Below are 15,541 nucleotides of genomic sequence, written 5' to 3' on the forward strand. Positions count from 1 at the left end.
CCAGAGGCCGTTTTCAACACTGCTTTTCCATCTCTTCGGCCCTTGCCGACCTGACCTGCAATCAGCCCCGTTTGTCGCTGTGTGCCGTGTCAGTGAGGGCGCATTATAGGGAGCAAATTCGTTTGCGCAAGCGCTTTTTCGCAGAAAAATACACTTTTTAGCAAATACTTACTTACCCCCTAACTGGGCACATCATGCCCACCTGTTTTCCACCAAATTATCCACAATTGGTGTTTTTGGCTGCCGCTGTCCCATCGACAACCCAGCCAAGCCGTCACATCAAATTCGGTTTCAACAGGCCGGACGAATAAAGATAGCGTAGTTTTCGAACAGGTAAAGCTTACTATGGGGAATATCTGCCAAATGAAAACGACGTTTGCTGACAGACATCATTTAATCACTTGAGAGTTGGGATAAAATTCAGGCAAAAAAATACCAGCCTGGGCTGGTATTTTTTCATTCTAATTATGACTAGATGATCAGACCAATCTTCTCATATACATCTTTAACTGTTTTCTCAGCACGAGCCTGAGCCTTCTCCGCACCATCACGCATTACCTGATTAAGGAATGCCTGATCAGCACGATACTGGCGGTAACGCTCCTGCAATGGTTCCAGCATAGCAACTACAGCTTCGCCAGTTGCAACCTTAAGTGGACCGTACATAGCCTGATCTGCATATTCAGCTTCAATATCAGCAATAGTACGACCGGTAACACCAGACAGAATGCTCATCAGATTAGCGATACCAGGCTTGTTTTCGATGTCGTAGCGGATAACCGGAGGGTTATCACCATCAGTCATAGCCTTCTTAAACTTCTTCAGTACTGCTTTTGGATCTTCCAACAGACCAACTACATTGTTGCGGTTGTCATCGGACTTGGACATCTTCTTGGTTGGATCCTGCAGTGACATTACCCGCGCACCCTCTTTTGGAATAAAAGGCTCAGGGATAGTGAAAGTGTCACCATAGATGTTATTGAAGCGGGTCGCGATGTCCCGGGTCAGTTCCAGGTGTTGCTTCTGATCCTGACCAACCGGAATTTCGTTTGCCTGATACAGCAGGATATCCGCGGCCATCAACACAGGATAACCAAACAGGCCTACGTTAATGTTGTTGGCATGCTTCTGAGACTTATCTTTGAATTGAGTCATACGATTCAACTCGCCCATTTGCGCATAGCAGTTCAATGCCCAGCCCAGCTGAGTGTGCTGAGGTACATGGGACTGAATGAATACAGTGCTTTTTTGTGGGTCAACACCACAAGCCAGGTAAAGAGCCAGAGTATCCAGACAGGCTTCACGAAGTTTGACAGGATCCTGCCTGACAGTAATTGCGTGCAAATCTACAACACAATAGAGGCAGTCATGGCTGTCCTGCATGGCAACCCACTGACGCAGTGCACCCAGGTAGTTACCAATGGTCAATTCACCGGACGGCTGGGCGCCGCTAAGTACTATGGGTTTAGTCATCGCTGTTAATGCTCCAATACTGCCTGGCGAGATTCTAGTATCGCCAAAATTTCAGAAAAATCGTTACATACGGCATCAGGGCCGCAGAGCCCAATATCTTCACCGTAGTTATAGCCATAGGTCAAGCCAATAGAGGCAGCACCAGCTGCTTTAGCCGCCAAAATATCATTTCGGGAATCACCAACCATCAGAAGTTGGTTAGCAGTAATGCCAAATTCACTTATCACTTTCTGGAGCGGCAGGGGACTGGGCTTCATTTCCGCCAACGAGTCCCCTCCCAAAACCAGACTGAAATAGCTATCCAATCCAAAAGCCTGCAGCAAAGGAACAGTAAAGCGGTAGGGTTTATTGGTGACCAAAGCTATTGGATACCCTTGCGCTTTCAACACATCCAAAACCGCTACCACATCTGGATATAATCGACTGTGCTTTTCAAGGTGGTCTTGATAATGCTGCATAAACCCGGGCATCGCATTATCCAGGTATTCATCGGACACATCAGTGTCCATAGACCAACTCAGCGCACGTTTCATCAAGATGCGTGCACCATTGCCAACCCAGCTTCTCACTTGCTGTTCACTGCATAAAGGAAGGGTCAGTTCCTTCAGCGTTGCCTGGGTTGCCGCAGCCAGATCCGGCACACTGTCGATCAGAGTGCCATCAAGGTCGAAAGCTATCGCTTTGATATCAGAGGGGTTCATTTTGCGTCTACTTTGGCAAGCTCAGCCCGCATATCATCAATAACAGCTTTATAGTCAGGCTGGTTGAAGATAGCACTACCTGCCACAAACATATCTGCACCCGCAGCTGCGATTTCGCCAATGTTGTCAGTCTTGACGCCACCGTCCACTTCCAGACGGATGTCGAATCCGCTGGCATCAATGCGGGCTCGTACTTCACGCAGCTTATCCAGCGTAGAAGGGATAAATGATTGACCACCAAAGCCAGGGTTTACAGACATCAACAAGATCACGTCCAGCTTATCCATCACATAATCCAGATAATGCAATGGTGTTGCCGGGTTAAATACCAGGCCAGCTTTACAACCATGGCTTTTGATAAGCTGAAGTGTACGATCAAGATGCTCTGATGCTTCCGGATGGAAGGTAATAATAGAAGCACCGGCTTTTGCAAAGTCCGGAATAATTCGGTCCACCGGCTTTACCATCAGATGAACATCAATATCCGCAGTAATACCGTAATCCCTGAGCGCCTTACATACCATTGGGCCAATAGTCAGATTAGGCACATAGTGGTTATCCATTACATCAAAGTGGACAACATCAGCACCGGCATCCAGCACGGCTTGAACATCATCTCCCAAACGGGCGAAATCAGCAGACAAAATAGAGGGAGCAATCAGGTAAGGGCGCATTAAGATCTCACAAACTTATAGGTGGGTTATTATTCGGCCATTTTACTACCCGAACCACCGACATCTCCACCCCCCAAGGGAAATTCATAGCACTAACACGCTGTTTCCGAAGGCTGAACAAGACTCAATATCACGATGTTTAAAAAACAGGCAGCCGCTGATATACTCAAATATTAACTGTGCTTCATCATGATGTAGAAGTGATTCGATCAGGAAGGTCAAAATGGCGGAACTAGAGAATACAGGGCGTAAGCGTTTGCTTAAATCTGTGCTGGCAACAGCCACCCCGGCTTTGCTGTTTCTTGCCGTAAGTGTTTCTGACTCATCGGTTTCATCCGAGGAACTTCAGGCTTGTGTTTGCGACAGCAAAGCCAGCTACAGCAACAATCTTCCAGCAAGTCACCCAAAAAATCGTTGTGCAACCGAGCGTCAGGATGTCAGCTGGTTTGGTTGGCTTACCGGGAAAAATGGTACCAGCCAGTTCCACTTTGTTGACCTGTTTGAACTTCTGTACAAAAAGCACAACAAACCTGCGCCACCACAGCGTGGTCTGATGGACGAGTAAGTGCAAAGGTTCTGGCAGATTTTCTCAAGCACCCTGGCAGCCTTTTTTGGAGTTCAAAAAGAGGCAAACCGCCAACGGGACTTTCAGGATACCTCCCCGCTTCCCTATATTTTTATGGGGATTATTCTTGCCGCTGGATTAGTGCTTTTGCTGGTTCTGATAGTGCAACAAGTACTGCCACAGTCATCCTAACGCCCAGGCATTTCAGACGTCTCAGCTCAAAGCCTCGGTGTGGTAAGTCTCATCGTACAGAGCCATCAGCTCATCAACTTTAACCCGTCCACTACCTTTCTGGCTGATATTCCGCTGTACCTTGATGGTTTCGAAGCGGGCACCATGATAAAGCTCCCGGGTCAGGGGGATATCATGATTACTGATAAGTACCGGGATCCCTTTTTCCAGTGCTATATGACGGGAATAACGGGCCAGCAATGCCTGGTCGTCAAGAGAAAAACCGGCACCGACATAAGTTGTAAAGCTCGCAGTAGTAGATAAGGGCGCATATGGCGGATCGCAATAGATGACATCGCCACTGGACGCCATCTCAAAAGCCTGCTCGTAACTGATGCAAAGAAACTCCGCTTTTTGCGCTTTTTCGGCGAAAGCCAGAATCTCTTTCTCCGGGAAATAAGGCTTCTTGTATGATCCAAAGGGTACGTTGAATTCACCTTTACGGTTATAACGACAAAGGCCATTAAAACCATGGCGATTCAGGTACAGGAAATACACCGAGCGCTTAAATGGATCTCTGGAGGCGTTAAACTTCTTACGTACATCATAGTAGGCCTCTTTATCGTTCATCTTGTCGACAAACATGGCCTTAGCAGCCTTGATGTACTCTTCAGGGCGATGCTTCACTATATTGTACAGCTCAATCAGATCGCGGTTGATATCACACAGCAAATAGCTGTCGTAATTGGTGTTCAGGAATACAGATCCTGCGCCAACAAAAGGTTCGATCAGACGTTTGCCTTGCGGCAGGTGACGGTTCAGGGCATCAACCAATTTAAATTTACCGCCAGCCCACTTAAGGAAGGCCCTGTTTTTTATGCTCATTTAATCTGATCAACGCCCAAAACAAAAAGAGTTGAAGATTGTACTCTGTTTGCCATCAAAATTCACGGACTCAGGGCTGATAGACACTGTACCCCTTCATACCTGACCATTTTCGCACCCAGGGAGCTGCCAAACCGTATTGAGTCATTAACGCCTTAGCCTTTGCATCTGCTTCACTTCTGGTCTCAAACTCGCCAATGACCACCAAAAACCAATCCCCATCTTTCAGCACAATCAGTTCTGTCTCATTAGATAAGTTTTCCATGACATCCTGTAATGAGTCAGCCTGCTTTACGCTGACCAGCTGCACACCAAAACCTGCCTCTGGCATCTTATTACCAGCTGCTCCATCGGCCTCATCAGAAGTATCCGAAACAGGGGATACAGCGGCGGTAACCTCAGGGTCAGTTTTCGACGACGCCAGCTCCCTTTGGCTTGTTATCTCTTTAGCCTCAGATGGGGAGACCTCCTGCGCAGTCTGTGCCTGCTGCTTAGCTCCACCTTGCTGCTTGAACGTATTGCCGGTATCAGCCATTAAATCAGCAGACTCAGTGGGAAGCTTCGCATCCTGATTGCCTGACCCTGTTGTTGGCCCGGATTCTTCCTGAGACAAAAGCTCTCCCGGAGACTGCTTTTGTGAAACCAGCCGGGACCAAACATCTGAATGCCTGCCAGCAAGAGCATCAAGACTATTATTGCTCAGCGTAAAATATTGGGTCTCCATAGGCTCCTCCACCTCTAGCGGGGGCCTGGCCATCCACCAAATCACGCCTGCGGCTGACGCCATCAACATAAAAATTAATATCCAGAGCCAATATCGAACGCCAGATTGCTCTTCTGCAGGGCTGAGTGCCCGCTCCAACAAGGCAACAACCTCTTCGGGACTACCGGATTGCCGGGCCAATTTCTCAGCAATGATAGACACCGGCAAAAAAGCATATTCTCCGCTTCGGCTGAGCAGCAATTGAAACAGGACTTCCCGCTCGGTAATAGGTAATGAGCCTATCTGAACATTGAGCATCATACCTTGCTGCTCTGCGCTCATCTGACTGGCCAGCTCCCTTAGAAACTCTGGAGTAGCAGTAAAAGTCAAAGATATGGGTTTACCGCCACATTCCAACTGACTCAACACCAGGCACTCAGCCCATAGTGTCAAAGGCAGTAGATGAGCATCGTCAATAATAATATGGAGAGGTTGATTCAGATCTTTCTTCAGCCGAAACAGGGTCTCAGCCAGAGGGTGCTCATCATCAAAGATCGGTGATGATGTTAGCTGAATAAGGATTTTACGGCGTATTTCTGCACAATCAGCGTGTGCCGGACAGGTTACCAAGGCTGAGTTATAGCCCTCAAGCTCATCAGCCAACGCAGTAATGAGTGTAGTTTTCCCAGCCCCTGCAGTACCAACAACTACCTGAAGTTGCCTGGTATAACTGGCATTCAAATGAAGACGTTGTAACAGGGCTTCCTGAGATGGAAGCAAAGCAAACGCAGCCGACAAAGAGAACCTTCCCTATCCGTGGCGGCGTATCACCTCTTCCAGCAGGGCATCGTCATTGTGTTTGACGACCTCTGAGCTGCCAATATCAGTTGGCAACACCAGACGTAATTGCCCGGCCAGTACTTTTTTGTCACGCCGCATATGTTTGATAAAACTGTTAAAGTCCATGGAAGCCGGAGCTTTGACAGGCAAGTCAAATGCTGCGATTAAGGCTTTAATACGACAGAGTTTTGACTCTTCCAGCATATCCATGGCCACAGCAGTTTCTGCTGCAAGAACCATTCCAGCAGCAACCGCTTCGCCGTGCAGCCATTCGCCATAACCCATTTCAGCTTCAATAGCATGACCAAAGGTGTGACCGAGATTCAACAGTGCTCTGACACCACGCTCAGTTTCATCCTCAGCCACCACTTCAGCTTTAATCTCGCAACAGCGCTTAATGGTATAAACCAAAGCCTGGGCTTCCAGCGCCTTTAGCGCTTCAACATGTTGCTCAAGATAATCAAATAACTCAGCGTCCCAGATAATGCCGTACTTAATCACTTCAGCCATGCCGGCAGCAAATTCCCGGGGGGGTAAAGTGTTCAGGCAATCTGTATCTATCACCACTTGTTTAGGCTGATAGAAAGCGCCGATCATATTCTTACCAAGAGGATGATTCACCGCGGTTTTACCACCGACTGAGGAGTCCACCTGAGAAAGCAATGTCGTAGGTACCTGTATAAAGTCAACACCACGCTGGTAACAAGCAGCAGCAAAGCCGGTCATATCACCGATAACGCCACCGCCAAGGGCGATGAGTACGCAATCACGAGCCAGGTTATGCTCAAGAGCAACAGTATAAATTTTGTCCAGCCATTCGAGTGTTTTGAACTGCTCGCCATCAGGTAATTGAACAACCTGAGTACGGGCAATATCACTGATACAGGACAGAAGGGAATCTAGATAGAGGGGAGCGACCGTTTCATTGGTCACAATGAGAACATCTTTATTATGCAGGAGGCGGGACCAGGTCCCGCTCACTGTCATCAAATTCTGGCCGATAAAAATGGGATAACTGCGTTCACCTAAATCAACCTGAATTTGCTGCATTTTCCTGCCTTAGAAGCCGAGTTGCTCGATAATCTGATTTGCGACAACTTTTGCACTCTGATCGTCAGTCTTAACGATCAGGTCTGCAATTTCCTCATATAGAGGATTGCGAGCTTCAGCCAGATTTTCAAGTACTTCACGAGGATCATCCACCTGCAGCAGTGGACGACGCTTGTCACGCTGAGTGCGTGCAACTTGTTTGTCGATAGTGGTTTCAAGATAAACAACAATGCCTCTGGCAGAGAGGAAATTGCGGATATCTTTACTCTGCACGGAACCGCCACCGGTCGCCAGTACAATGCCCTGCATTTCAGTCAGGTCAGCGATGACCTGAGCTTCACGACGACGAAATCCTTCTTCGCCCTCGACATCGAATACCCAGCCGATATCAGCACCGGTACGGTGTTCAATTTCCTGATCTGAGTCGTGGAACTGTAGATGGAGCATCTGTGCCAGATGACGGCCAATGGTACTTTTACCAGCGCCCATAGGGCCAACCAAAAAGATATTACGTTTTTCAGCCATTTCTTATACGTCTGAATCTATGAAAATGTGCCTATGCCAGCTCAGGGAGCGAACCAGCCAATGATTTGTTACCTTGCTCTAAAGAGACTTGACCGTGGATTATCTCAGCTTAGCGCTGGAAAAGGCAAGCAAAGCTCAGGATTTATCCTTGGATTGGTGAGTTAGCTGACAGTTTTCAGCTGTTCACCGTGCAGTAGAAACCCGGCATGATAGCCGGGTTTCTCTCGTTCCGGGACAGGTTTAGATAGCTTCAGTAACAATTTTTGGCGTTACGAAAATAAGCAATTCCTGCCTTTCGTTCTGATCCGTGGAATTTCTGAACATTAGCCCAAGATACGGAATGTCACCCAGCAGGGGCACCTTGCTCACACGGCTAATCAGACTTTGTTGGTAGATGCCGCCCAACACAATGGTCTCCCCATTATCCACCAACACCTGGGTGCCAATACGCTGAGTATCAATTGCCACTGCTGGTCCGGTTGGTGTATCTACCGTAGTACCCTGCGAATCCTGAGTGATTTCCAGATCCAGAATCACCCGGTTATCCGGAGTAATCTGTGGAGTCACCCGCAACGACAATACCGCCTTTTTAAAGGTTACAGACGTCGCACCACTGGATGTGGACTGCACATAAGGGATCTCAACACCCTGTTCAATATAGGCTGATTTCTGGTTGGACGTGGTGATACGCGGGCTGGCAATAATCTCACCCTTGTTTTCCTGCTCAAGAGCACTCAGCTCCAAATCCAATACAGTACCATCAGACAACTTGGCCACGTGGAAAGCGATACTGCTTGGGTTGCTCACCGCGGCAGGCAGGTTAACGTTCAGCCTGTCATCAATGGATGGGATAACGCCACTGGCAATATCGCCTGCACCTTCCAGGGAGCCGGACGTGCCCTTGTTACCCTGCTGATCCGTAATGCCCCAGCGGATACCAATATCTTCAGATACGTCGTCTTTCACCGTCACCATGCGCGATTCAATTAACACCTGACGAATCGGTACATCCAATACTTCTACCAGGCGGCTGATACTTTGCAGACTATCAGCAGTATCCTTAACCAACAGGGTATTGGTACGCTCGTCCACGGCTACTGAACCTCTTGAGGAAAGCAGACTGGAGTCAGCACCTTTCAGCAGTTCGGCAATATCATTGGCCTTGGCATAATTAATCTGCAGGAATTCGGAATAGAGAGGAGCCAACTCCTTCACTTCCTGCTTGTTCTTCAATTGCTGGCTTTCACGAATGGCGATCTCCTCCGCAGGTGCCACCATCAGGATATTGCCTTCAATACGCTTATCCAGACCTTTGGTTTGCAGGATCAAGTCCAGCGCCTGGTCCCAGGGCACATCATCCAGTCTCAGGGTGATATCTCCTTCAACCGTGTCACTGGTCACCAAGTTGAAGTTGTTATAGTCAGCGATAATCTGCAAAACGGTGCGGACAGGGATGCTCTGGAAGTTTAACGACAGTGCTTTACCGTCATACTTTTTCTCTTCCTTGGCAGCCACCTTGGACTGCTTAACCTTGTCGATATCCAGAACAAACACACTGCCCTGCTGTTGGTGCTGGTACTCATAGGCACCGGAAACATCAACCAGAATACGGGTAGTCAGATCATCTCGGAAGGTTTCAAAACTGGTTACCGGAGTCGCGAAATCCTGCACATCCATCACGTACAGCAGATCATTTGGAATGGAGGTGTTAAAGAACTTAAGCTCCAGCTTGGCACCGATCTGCTCAACATCCACAGCGACTGAGGCGTTGTCCATTTTCACCATTAACTTGCCGCCGCCTTCGGTATTACGGCGAAAATCAATGTTATCTACACCATTGATAAAGGAGGTATCTTTGTCATTGCCTGCTGAAACGGCATCGTTAATCGTCAGGCGGTAGACTTTGCCATCGACACTCGCCTGATATGGCTTAATCTTCTCCAGGTTCACTGTGACCTGCAGATCTTCACCCAGTTGGTCAGTCACCAAGTTGGTAACGTCATACTTCTCAATCGGGATGTCGCGCTTTTGCAGCGCCGTAGTGGCATCAGAAAACTGGAGCAGAAGTTGATTGGAATCCAGCAAAACTTCCGGCTTCTCAATCTCCTCGCTGAACACAAATTCAAACTCAACCTGATGGTCAACCACAGAGTTATACTTAACGTCCACCAATTGATTGGCGGCCATAGCTCCGGGAAGTCCTCCAATCACCAGCAAGCAGCCCATCAGGCACTTGCCAGTCACGCTTTGAACCAATTTGTTCAAGGTAGAAAATTCCATGATACCCTCGTCCTTCCCAGGATTATTCGCCGCTCAGTTCCATATTGCTGGCTCTCTCTGTCCAGCAACCGGAACCATCCGGGACCAATTCAGTTATTGCAATATTTCTTTCTGTCACTGACGCAATCTGTCCATGATACAAGCCCAGGAAATCCCCACGGCCAAGACGGTAAACATTACCATCACTGCTTTGTACCAAGGCCCAAACTACGTCGCCTTCGGTCAATGTTCCACGCATTCTCAGGTTATCCAGCGCATAGGTTTCCAGTCGACTCTTACGACGCTGCAGATCTGGCTGCAGACAGTCTTTACTGGTGTCGATAACCTCTTCTGTCAGCTCTCGGGATGGCGGAACAAAAGGGCTGCGCAACAATTCACTCTGATAGCTGAAATGCTCAAACTTGGGCGTTTCCTTTAAAGGCGGAATATAAGCCACATGCTGAGCCTTGGTCGTAGTCACAAACAGCTCCAAATCACTGCGGTCACCACTACAGCCACTGACCATTAAAACCAAAAAAGCCGAGGCAAGATAACGCATTACTTACCTCCCTTCTTTTTCTTCTTAGGAGGCAATTCTGCCCCTTCTTTAAATCTGTAAGTTCTCGCCTGAATGTCCATCTTCAGCAAACCATCACCCAGTTTGGTAATGGTGAAATCATGCAAGCTGACGATGCGCGGCAATCTTGCGACGCCAGCCACCATATTGCCCAACTGGTGATAATCGCCAACAACCGACATATTGATTGGAAACTCCTGATAAAACTCCCGATCGATCTCAGTTTCCCAATTCAGGCTGTTCATTTTCAAACCGGCATCGGTCGCAACAAAGGTCAGATCATCCAACAGGCCCGGCATTTCATTCTGAGAAGGCAGCATTTTCAGCAGTTCAGCAAACTGCACTTCCATTTCAGCCAACTGTTCACGGTACAGTTTCAAATTAGCTGCGAGCTGATATTTGGTTTTAAAGTCGGTTCTGAGCTGTTGTTCGGTTTTCTCTTCACGGGACAATCTGTCCAACGCGTCAGACATAAAAAAGTAGTAACCGCCCAGTAGCACACAGAGCGCCAGAAATGCCGCAAACACAGATTTAACCTGAGTAGGCCAACCACCTATGTTTTCAAAGTCGATATCATTAAAATCGCTGAGATCTATCTTCATTTGCTGGTTCCCTCGTTTGATCCAGCAAGCTCTTTTAGCTGTTGCTCATTAATCACAGATATATTGAGATTAAACCGTTGCAGCTGTCTCATTGCTTCTGCCTGAGAGACAATAGACTGCATATTGGGTTCGCGCAGCCAGGGGGAGGTTTCCACCTTACGCATCATGTTGGCCACGTTATTATTGGACTCACTACGACCGTCAATCCACAGCATGCTGCCCTTTTTCTCAATACTGTTTAAATAGATTCCTGGCGGCACGATACGAACCACTTCATCCAGCACATGGGTAGGCAGGTTTCTGGCTTGCTGCAGATCCAGAATAATCTCAGTACGACGTTCGATATCTTTTTTGCGTTCGCGTATTTCACGGATCTCAGCGATCTGCTTTTCCAGCAAGCTGATCTCACTTTTCAGATATTGGTTACGGCCCCGCTGCTCATCTGTCATCAGGTCAATAACCGTCAAAGATAAATAAACCAGTAAACTGCTCACCAAAAACACCAGCACAAGAATGCCAATATATTCGCGCTGTTGTTTCTCCCTGGCTTCTTCACGCCAGGGAAGCAGGTTTATGTTCGCCATTGACCGTAACTCCTCAGCGCCAGGCCACAGGCCACCATATATTTACTGATATCCTGTGACAGATTGTTCATAACTACTTCATCAGCGTGCAAACAACCCTGGAATGGATTGGCAACCATGGTGAGGGTTCCCAGCTCATTGGTCAGCAAGTTGGCCATCCCTTCAAGCAGCGAAGTTCCACCACAAAGGACGATATAGTCAACCTTATCCTGATCACTTGAAGTGCAATAAATCTGCAGAGTTCGTTTGATTTGCTGAACCAGCTGAGTCTGGAATGGAGCCAGCACCTCAAACATATAATTGCGGGGCAAGTCGCCTGATACTTTGGCCTTTTCAGCCTGTTCATAAGACATGCCATAGAAAGAAAGTATCGATTGGGTAAACTGCTCACCACCAAAAGCCTGCTCCCTTACGAATACGGTTTCACCATTATCCACCACAGCAAATGTGGTGATGTTGGCACCGATATCAACCAGAGCAATAACCTTATTCTCAGCACCTTCCGGCAGCTGTCCATATATTAACTGGGCAGATCGTCCCAGCGCATAACCCTCAACATCGACCACTTTGGCTTCGAGGGTAATCGCATCCAAAGCATCGACTCTGGCATCAATAATTTCTGTGCGGCAGGCACTGAGCAAAACATCAACTTTGGAGGGGTCGGTACTGTTTACTCGCTGGGTTTCGAAATCGATGCTGACTTCGTCGAGGGAATAAGGAATAAGATTGTCTGCTTCAATCTCAATTTGAGCTTCCATCTCAGCTTCACTTAAAGAAGCATCCATATAGATCACTTTAGTGATAACGGCACTGCCGGAAACCGCAACAGAAGCGAACTTGACGCCTCGGGGTAACTGCTTGGAAATTTGACGCAAGCTTTCAACCACAGCATCAGAGTCCCTGATATCGTGATCATTGACTGCGCCCTTTTTTACCGGGACGCTGGCAAACCCCTCAATTTTATATCCATCTGCTGTCTGCCCGAGCAACATAGCCTTAACATCGTGCGAACCGATATCAATTCCGACCATTTGCGGAGCCTGACGCTTCCATAGCTTAGCGAACATAGTCCTTTGCCATATCTGTTATTTTTAGTTACCCAGCTTTGCTAGCGTAGCACATTTATCATAGGTTATAACCATTTGTCCCAAATGTTACCAGCTTTACTTAACGATGAAGGCTGCAAAATTATTCCTACACGGGCAAAAACAATCATCACCTTCTTATTTACCTTAATTTTGCCAGTAAGCCTCTACTTTATATAGATAAATCGTTAATAAGCTGCAACTTGGGCTATTTTGCTTCACCCATACACAGGTGGTCGATATAATTACTGGCTTTAAAATTCGCAACGGGATAATTCAGTGAAGTGGATAAAACGTGCCTTAATTGCTTTTTTTAGCCTGGCCATATTAGGTATCGGGGCAATTTTGGCTGCATATCTGTATGTAAAACCGGATTTGCCAGATGTCGCTACACTGAAGACAGTAAAACTGCAAACACCTCTGCGTGTTTTCAGTCAGGACGGTCTGTTAATTTCCCAATTTGGTGAAAAGCGCCGTATCCCGGTATCTCTTGATGAGGTACCCAAGCCGCTTATTCAGGCAATTCTTGCCACAGAAGACGCCAGATTCTACGAACACCATGGTATCGACCCCATAGGCATTATGCGGGCCGCCTTTGTTTTGGCGACAACAGGCCAGAAACGTCAGGGGGCAAGTACCATTACCATGCAGGTTGCCAGAAACTTCTTCCTTACCCGTGACAAAACCTATATCCGTAAGATCAAAGAGATCTTTATTGCTATCCATATAGAGCAGTTGCTGTCCAAGGATGAAATTCTTGAGCTGTACATCAACCGCATCTATCTCGGTCAGCGGGCGTATGGCTTTGGCGCCGCCGCTCAGGTGTATTACGGCAAGACCCTGAAAGAGCTGACGCTGGCACAGCAGGCTATGCTTGCCGGTTTGCCAAAAGCGCCCTCATCTATGAACCCTATCTCCTCTCCAACGCGTGGGGAAAACCGCCGTAATGTGGTATTGGGACGTATGCAGGAAGTGGGCTTTATCACCCAAGCTGAATATCAGGAAGCAGTAAATGCTCCTGTTACCGCCCGTTACCATGGCGCCGAAATCGACCTTTATGCACCTTATATCTCTGAGATGGTGCGTGACTATATGGTGCAGAAGTATGGTGAAGAGGAAGCCTATACCGGCGGTTACGATGTCTACACCACTATAGATTCAAAGCTGCAGCAAATGGCACAAAAAGCATTGAGAAACAATGTTTACGCCTATGATGAACGCCATGGCTACCGTGGCCCGGCTGCAGTGCTATGGACAGATAGCAAACCCGCTGATGAACAGATTCAGGCTGAACTTGGCAAAGTTGCTTCTATCAATGAGCTTGAACCTGCAGCGGTCGTTAACCTTGAAGAGCAAACGGCTCAGGTACTGATGGCAAATGGCGAGCTTCACACCCTGAATTGGGATGGACTCAAGTGGGCCCGCAGCTATATCAATGACAAAAAACAGGGGCCTTTGCCTAAAACCGCAGCGCAAATCCTGAAAGTGGGTGAGCGGGTCTGGGTTCGCAATAATGGCAAAGAGTGGCAGCTTGCTCAGGTTCCCGAGGTATCCAGTGCCGTGGTATCTCTGAACCCGGACGATGGTGCTATCCGCACCCTGGTGGGTGGCTTCAGTTTCACCCAAAGTCAGTACAACCGTGTCACTCAGGCCAAACGTCAGCTGGGCTCCAATATTAAGCCTTTTATCTATGCCGCTGCGCTGGAGAAAGACTACACATTGGCGACCCTGATCAACAACGCGCCAATCAACGAGCCGGATATCAGTCAGGGGATCGCCTGGAGACCAAAGAACTCACCAAACGTCTACGGTGGCCCAACTCGTCTGCGTATGGGATTGGCGCAATCCATCAACGTAATGTCAGTTCGCGCCATGCGTCATGTGGGGCTGGATAACACTATCCGTAAGCTGGTTGACTTTGGGTTTGACCCGGCTGATTTGCCCCGCAACGAATCCATCGCCCTGGGTTCAGCTTCTGTTACACCGATGCAGGTAGTTGCTGCTTTCGGTGTATTCGCCAATGGTGGCTACCTGGTTGAACCTTACTATATTGAGCGGATCCAGAATGCAGAGGGCGATGTGATTGAGAAAGCCAATCCGACACTGGCATGCAAACCGGTAGAGAAAACCGATGAAACGTCTATTTTGGCGGATGCAGCCAAAGACGCTGGAGAGACTGTGATTGCAGCGACTCACGAGACGGAACTTCAGCAGCTTGAGCAGGACTCTACGCCTCTGTCACCCTGTGAAGTGCCAGAGAATCGCCACGCCAGGCAAGTCGTTTCAGAGCAGGATGCCTTCCTGATAACCGATACTCTCAAGAGTGTTATCTGGGGTGGTGGTAACTGGAGCAAAGGCACAGGTTGGAATGGTACAGCCTGGCGCGCCGCGCGAGTGGTTAAACGCCATGATATCGCGGGTAAGACAGGTACTACCAACGAATCCCGCGATACCTGGTTCAGTGGCTTCTCACCGGATCTGGTCACCACTGTTTGGGTAGGCTTCGACGACCATGGCCGCGAACTTGGCCGTACCACCTGGCGTGAGAATGGTCCAAAAGACCAAATCTCAGGTGCAGAATCGGGCGCTAAAACTGCGGGCCCAGGCTGGAATGAGTTTATGCGTGATGCATTGGCCGGTACCCCGGAAAAACCCGGAATGCCACCAGAGGGCATCATCTCGGTGAGAATCGACAGGGATACAGGCAAACTGACCCATAAGACAGATTACACCACCAGATTTGAGTACTTCGTTGATGGTACTCAGCCCAAAGAGTACGCCACTGAGGCGCAGCCCAATAATGAGCTGTTTGACGATACCCCGGTATCAGACGACCTGTTTCAATAA

15 protein-coding genes are annotated in these 15,541 nt (G+C 48.3%); 3 read left to right on the top strand and 12 right to left on the bottom strand.

Translation table 11 applies throughout. The annotated features are described in order from the left end of the window. Positions 1–471: 471 nt before the first annotated feature. From trpS to rpe, 3 genes are read right to left on the bottom strand one after another with little or no spacing between them, the layout of a single operon-like run. A complete protein-coding gene (trpS, locus tag ACFOE0_RS11780) occupies positions 472–1,473 on the bottom strand; it encodes a tryptophan--tRNA ligase (protein WP_248937022.1) in 1,002 nt (333 codons plus the stop codon). A 5-nt stretch (positions 1,474–1,478) separates the two neighbouring features. Beyond that, positions 1,479–2,174: a phosphoglycolate phosphatase gene (locus ACFOE0_RS11785; RefSeq protein WP_248937021.1), complete on the bottom strand. Its 696-nt coding sequence runs from the start codon at positions 2,172–2,174 to the stop codon at positions 1,479–1,481. After that, on the bottom strand, positions 2,171–2,848 hold the full coding sequence (gene rpe / locus ACFOE0_RS11790) for a ribulose-phosphate 3-epimerase (protein WP_248937020.1): 678 nt from the start codon (positions 2,846–2,848) through the stop codon (positions 2,171–2,173). The genes ACFOE0_RS11785 and rpe overlap by 4 nt, the downstream gene beginning before the upstream one ends. A gap of 223 nt (positions 2,849–3,071) precedes the next feature. Between rpe and ACFOE0_RS11795 the strand changes: the two genes are divergently transcribed. Both ACFOE0_RS11795 and ACFOE0_RS11800 read left to right on the top strand, forming a co-directional pair. Then, positions 3,072–3,413, top strand: coding sequence for a hypothetical protein (locus ACFOE0_RS11795; protein WP_248937019.1), 342 nt, complete (start codon positions 3,072–3,074; stop codon positions 3,411–3,413). Further along, positions 3,414–3,605 (top strand): DUF2970 domain-containing protein, encoded by a 192-nt coding sequence (locus ACFOE0_RS11800; RefSeq protein WP_248937018.1) that lies wholly within the window; start codon positions 3,414–3,416, stop codon positions 3,603–3,605. 21 nt (positions 3,606–3,626) lie between these two features. Here the strand turns inward: ACFOE0_RS11800 and ACFOE0_RS11805 are convergent, their stop codons facing one another. The 9 genes from ACFOE0_RS11805 to ACFOE0_RS11845 all read right to left on the bottom strand — a co-directional run bounded on the left by ACFOE0_RS11805 (position 3,627) and on the right by ACFOE0_RS11845 (position 12,676). Next, positions 3,627–4,469 (bottom strand): Dam family site-specific DNA-(adenine-N6)-methyltransferase, encoded by an 843-nt coding sequence (locus tag ACFOE0_RS11805; RefSeq protein WP_248937017.1) that lies wholly within the window; start codon positions 4,467–4,469, stop codon positions 3,627–3,629. Positions 4,470–4,539: 70 nt separating this feature from the next. Further along, a complete protein-coding gene (locus tag ACFOE0_RS11810; RefSeq protein ID WP_248937016.1) occupies positions 4,540–5,970 on the bottom strand; it encodes an AAA family ATPase in 1,431 nt (476 codons plus the stop codon). Between the two features lie 12 nt (positions 5,971–5,982). After that, positions 5,983–7,062 carry a 3-dehydroquinate synthase gene (gene aroB / locus ACFOE0_RS11815; protein WP_248937015.1) on the bottom strand — a complete coding sequence of 360 codons (1,080 nt, stop codon included), beginning with the start codon at positions 7,060–7,062 and terminating at the stop codon, positions 5,983–5,985. A gap of 9 nt (positions 7,063–7,071) precedes the next feature. After that, positions 7,072–7,587: a shikimate kinase AroK gene (gene aroK, locus ACFOE0_RS11820; protein WP_115136347.1), complete on the bottom strand. Its 516-nt coding sequence runs from the start codon at positions 7,585–7,587 to the stop codon at positions 7,072–7,074. 240 nt (positions 7,588–7,827) lie between these two features. Continuing rightward, positions 7,828–9,867, bottom strand: a complete 2,040-nt coding sequence (locus tag ACFOE0_RS11825) for a type IV pilus secretin PilQ (RefSeq protein ID WP_248937014.1) — start codon at positions 9,865–9,867, stop codon at positions 7,828–7,830. Positions 9,868–9,889: 22 nt separating this feature from the next. Continuing rightward, positions 9,890–10,405, bottom strand: coding sequence for a pilus assembly protein PilP (locus ACFOE0_RS11830; protein ID WP_248937013.1), 516 nt, complete (start codon positions 10,403–10,405; stop codon positions 9,890–9,892). Further along, positions 10,405–11,025: a type IV pilus inner membrane component PilO gene (pilO, locus tag ACFOE0_RS11835; protein ID WP_248937012.1), complete on the bottom strand. Its 621-nt coding sequence runs from the start codon at positions 11,023–11,025 to the stop codon at positions 10,405–10,407. Before pilO ends, ACFOE0_RS11830 begins: the two co-directional genes overlap by 1 nt. Beyond that, complete coding sequence (locus ACFOE0_RS11840) at positions 11,022–11,609, bottom strand: PilN domain-containing protein (RefSeq protein ID WP_248937011.1); 588 nt, start codon at positions 11,607–11,609, stop codon at positions 11,022–11,024. Before ACFOE0_RS11840 ends, pilO begins: the two co-directional genes overlap by 4 nt. Further along, a complete protein-coding gene (locus ACFOE0_RS11845) occupies positions 11,597–12,676 on the bottom strand; it encodes a pilus assembly protein PilM (RefSeq protein WP_248937010.1) in 1,080 nt (359 codons plus the stop codon). Before ACFOE0_RS11845 ends, ACFOE0_RS11840 begins: the two co-directional genes overlap by 13 nt. Positions 12,677–12,973: 297 nt before the next feature. Between ACFOE0_RS11845 and ACFOE0_RS11850 the strand changes: the two genes are divergently transcribed. After that, positions 12,974–15,541: a penicillin-binding protein 1A gene (locus ACFOE0_RS11850; protein WP_248937009.1), complete on the top strand. Its 2,568-nt coding sequence runs from the start codon at positions 12,974–12,976 to the stop codon at positions 15,539–15,541.

Origin of the sequence: Shewanella submarina (genome assembly GCF_042646185.1) — a bacterium.
GTDB lineage: Bacteria > Pseudomonadota > Gammaproteobacteria > Enterobacterales > Shewanellaceae > Shewanella > Shewanella corallii.

Coding starts and splice junctions, on each gene's coding strand:
- aroK (WP_115136347.1), bottom strand. CDS start 7,587: ATGGCTGAAAAACGTAATATCTTTTTGGTTGGCCCTATGGGCGCTGGT.
- ACFOE0_RS11795 (WP_248937019.1), top strand. CDS start 3,072: ATGGCGGAACTAGAGAATACAGGGCGTAAGCGTTTGCTTAAATCTGTG.
- trpS (WP_248937022.1), bottom strand. CDS start 1,473: ATGACTAAACCCATAGTACTTAGCGGCGCCCAGCCGTCCGGTGAATTG.
- pilO (WP_248937012.1), bottom strand. CDS start 11,025: ATGAAGATAGATCTCAGCGATTTTAATGATATCGACTTTGAAAACATA.
- ACFOE0_RS11785 (WP_248937021.1), bottom strand. CDS start 2,174: ATGAACCCCTCTGATATCAAAGCGATAGCTTTCGACCTTGATGGCACT.
- ACFOE0_RS11830 (WP_248937013.1), bottom strand. CDS start 10,405: ATGCGTTATCTTGCCTCGGCTTTTTTGGTTTTAATGGTCAGTGGCTGT.
- ACFOE0_RS11825 (WP_248937014.1), bottom strand. CDS start 9,867: ATGGAATTTTCTACCTTGAACAAATTGGTTCAAAGCGTGACTGGCAAG.
- ACFOE0_RS11805 (WP_248937017.1), bottom strand. CDS start 4,469: ATGAGCATAAAAAACAGGGCCTTCCTTAAGTGGGCTGGCGGTAAATTT.
- ACFOE0_RS11840 (WP_248937011.1), bottom strand. CDS start 11,609: ATGGCGAACATAAACCTGCTTCCCTGGCGTGAAGAAGCCAGGGAGAAA.
- aroB (WP_248937015.1), bottom strand. CDS start 7,062: ATGCAGCAAATTCAGGTTGATTTAGGTGAACGCAGTTATCCCATTTTT.
- ACFOE0_RS11845 (WP_248937010.1), bottom strand. CDS start 12,676: ATGTTCGCTAAGCTATGGAAGCGTCAGGCTCCGCAAATGGTCGGAATT.
- rpe (WP_248937020.1), bottom strand. CDS start 2,848: ATGCGCCCTTACCTGATTGCTCCCTCTATTTTGTCTGCTGATTTCGCC.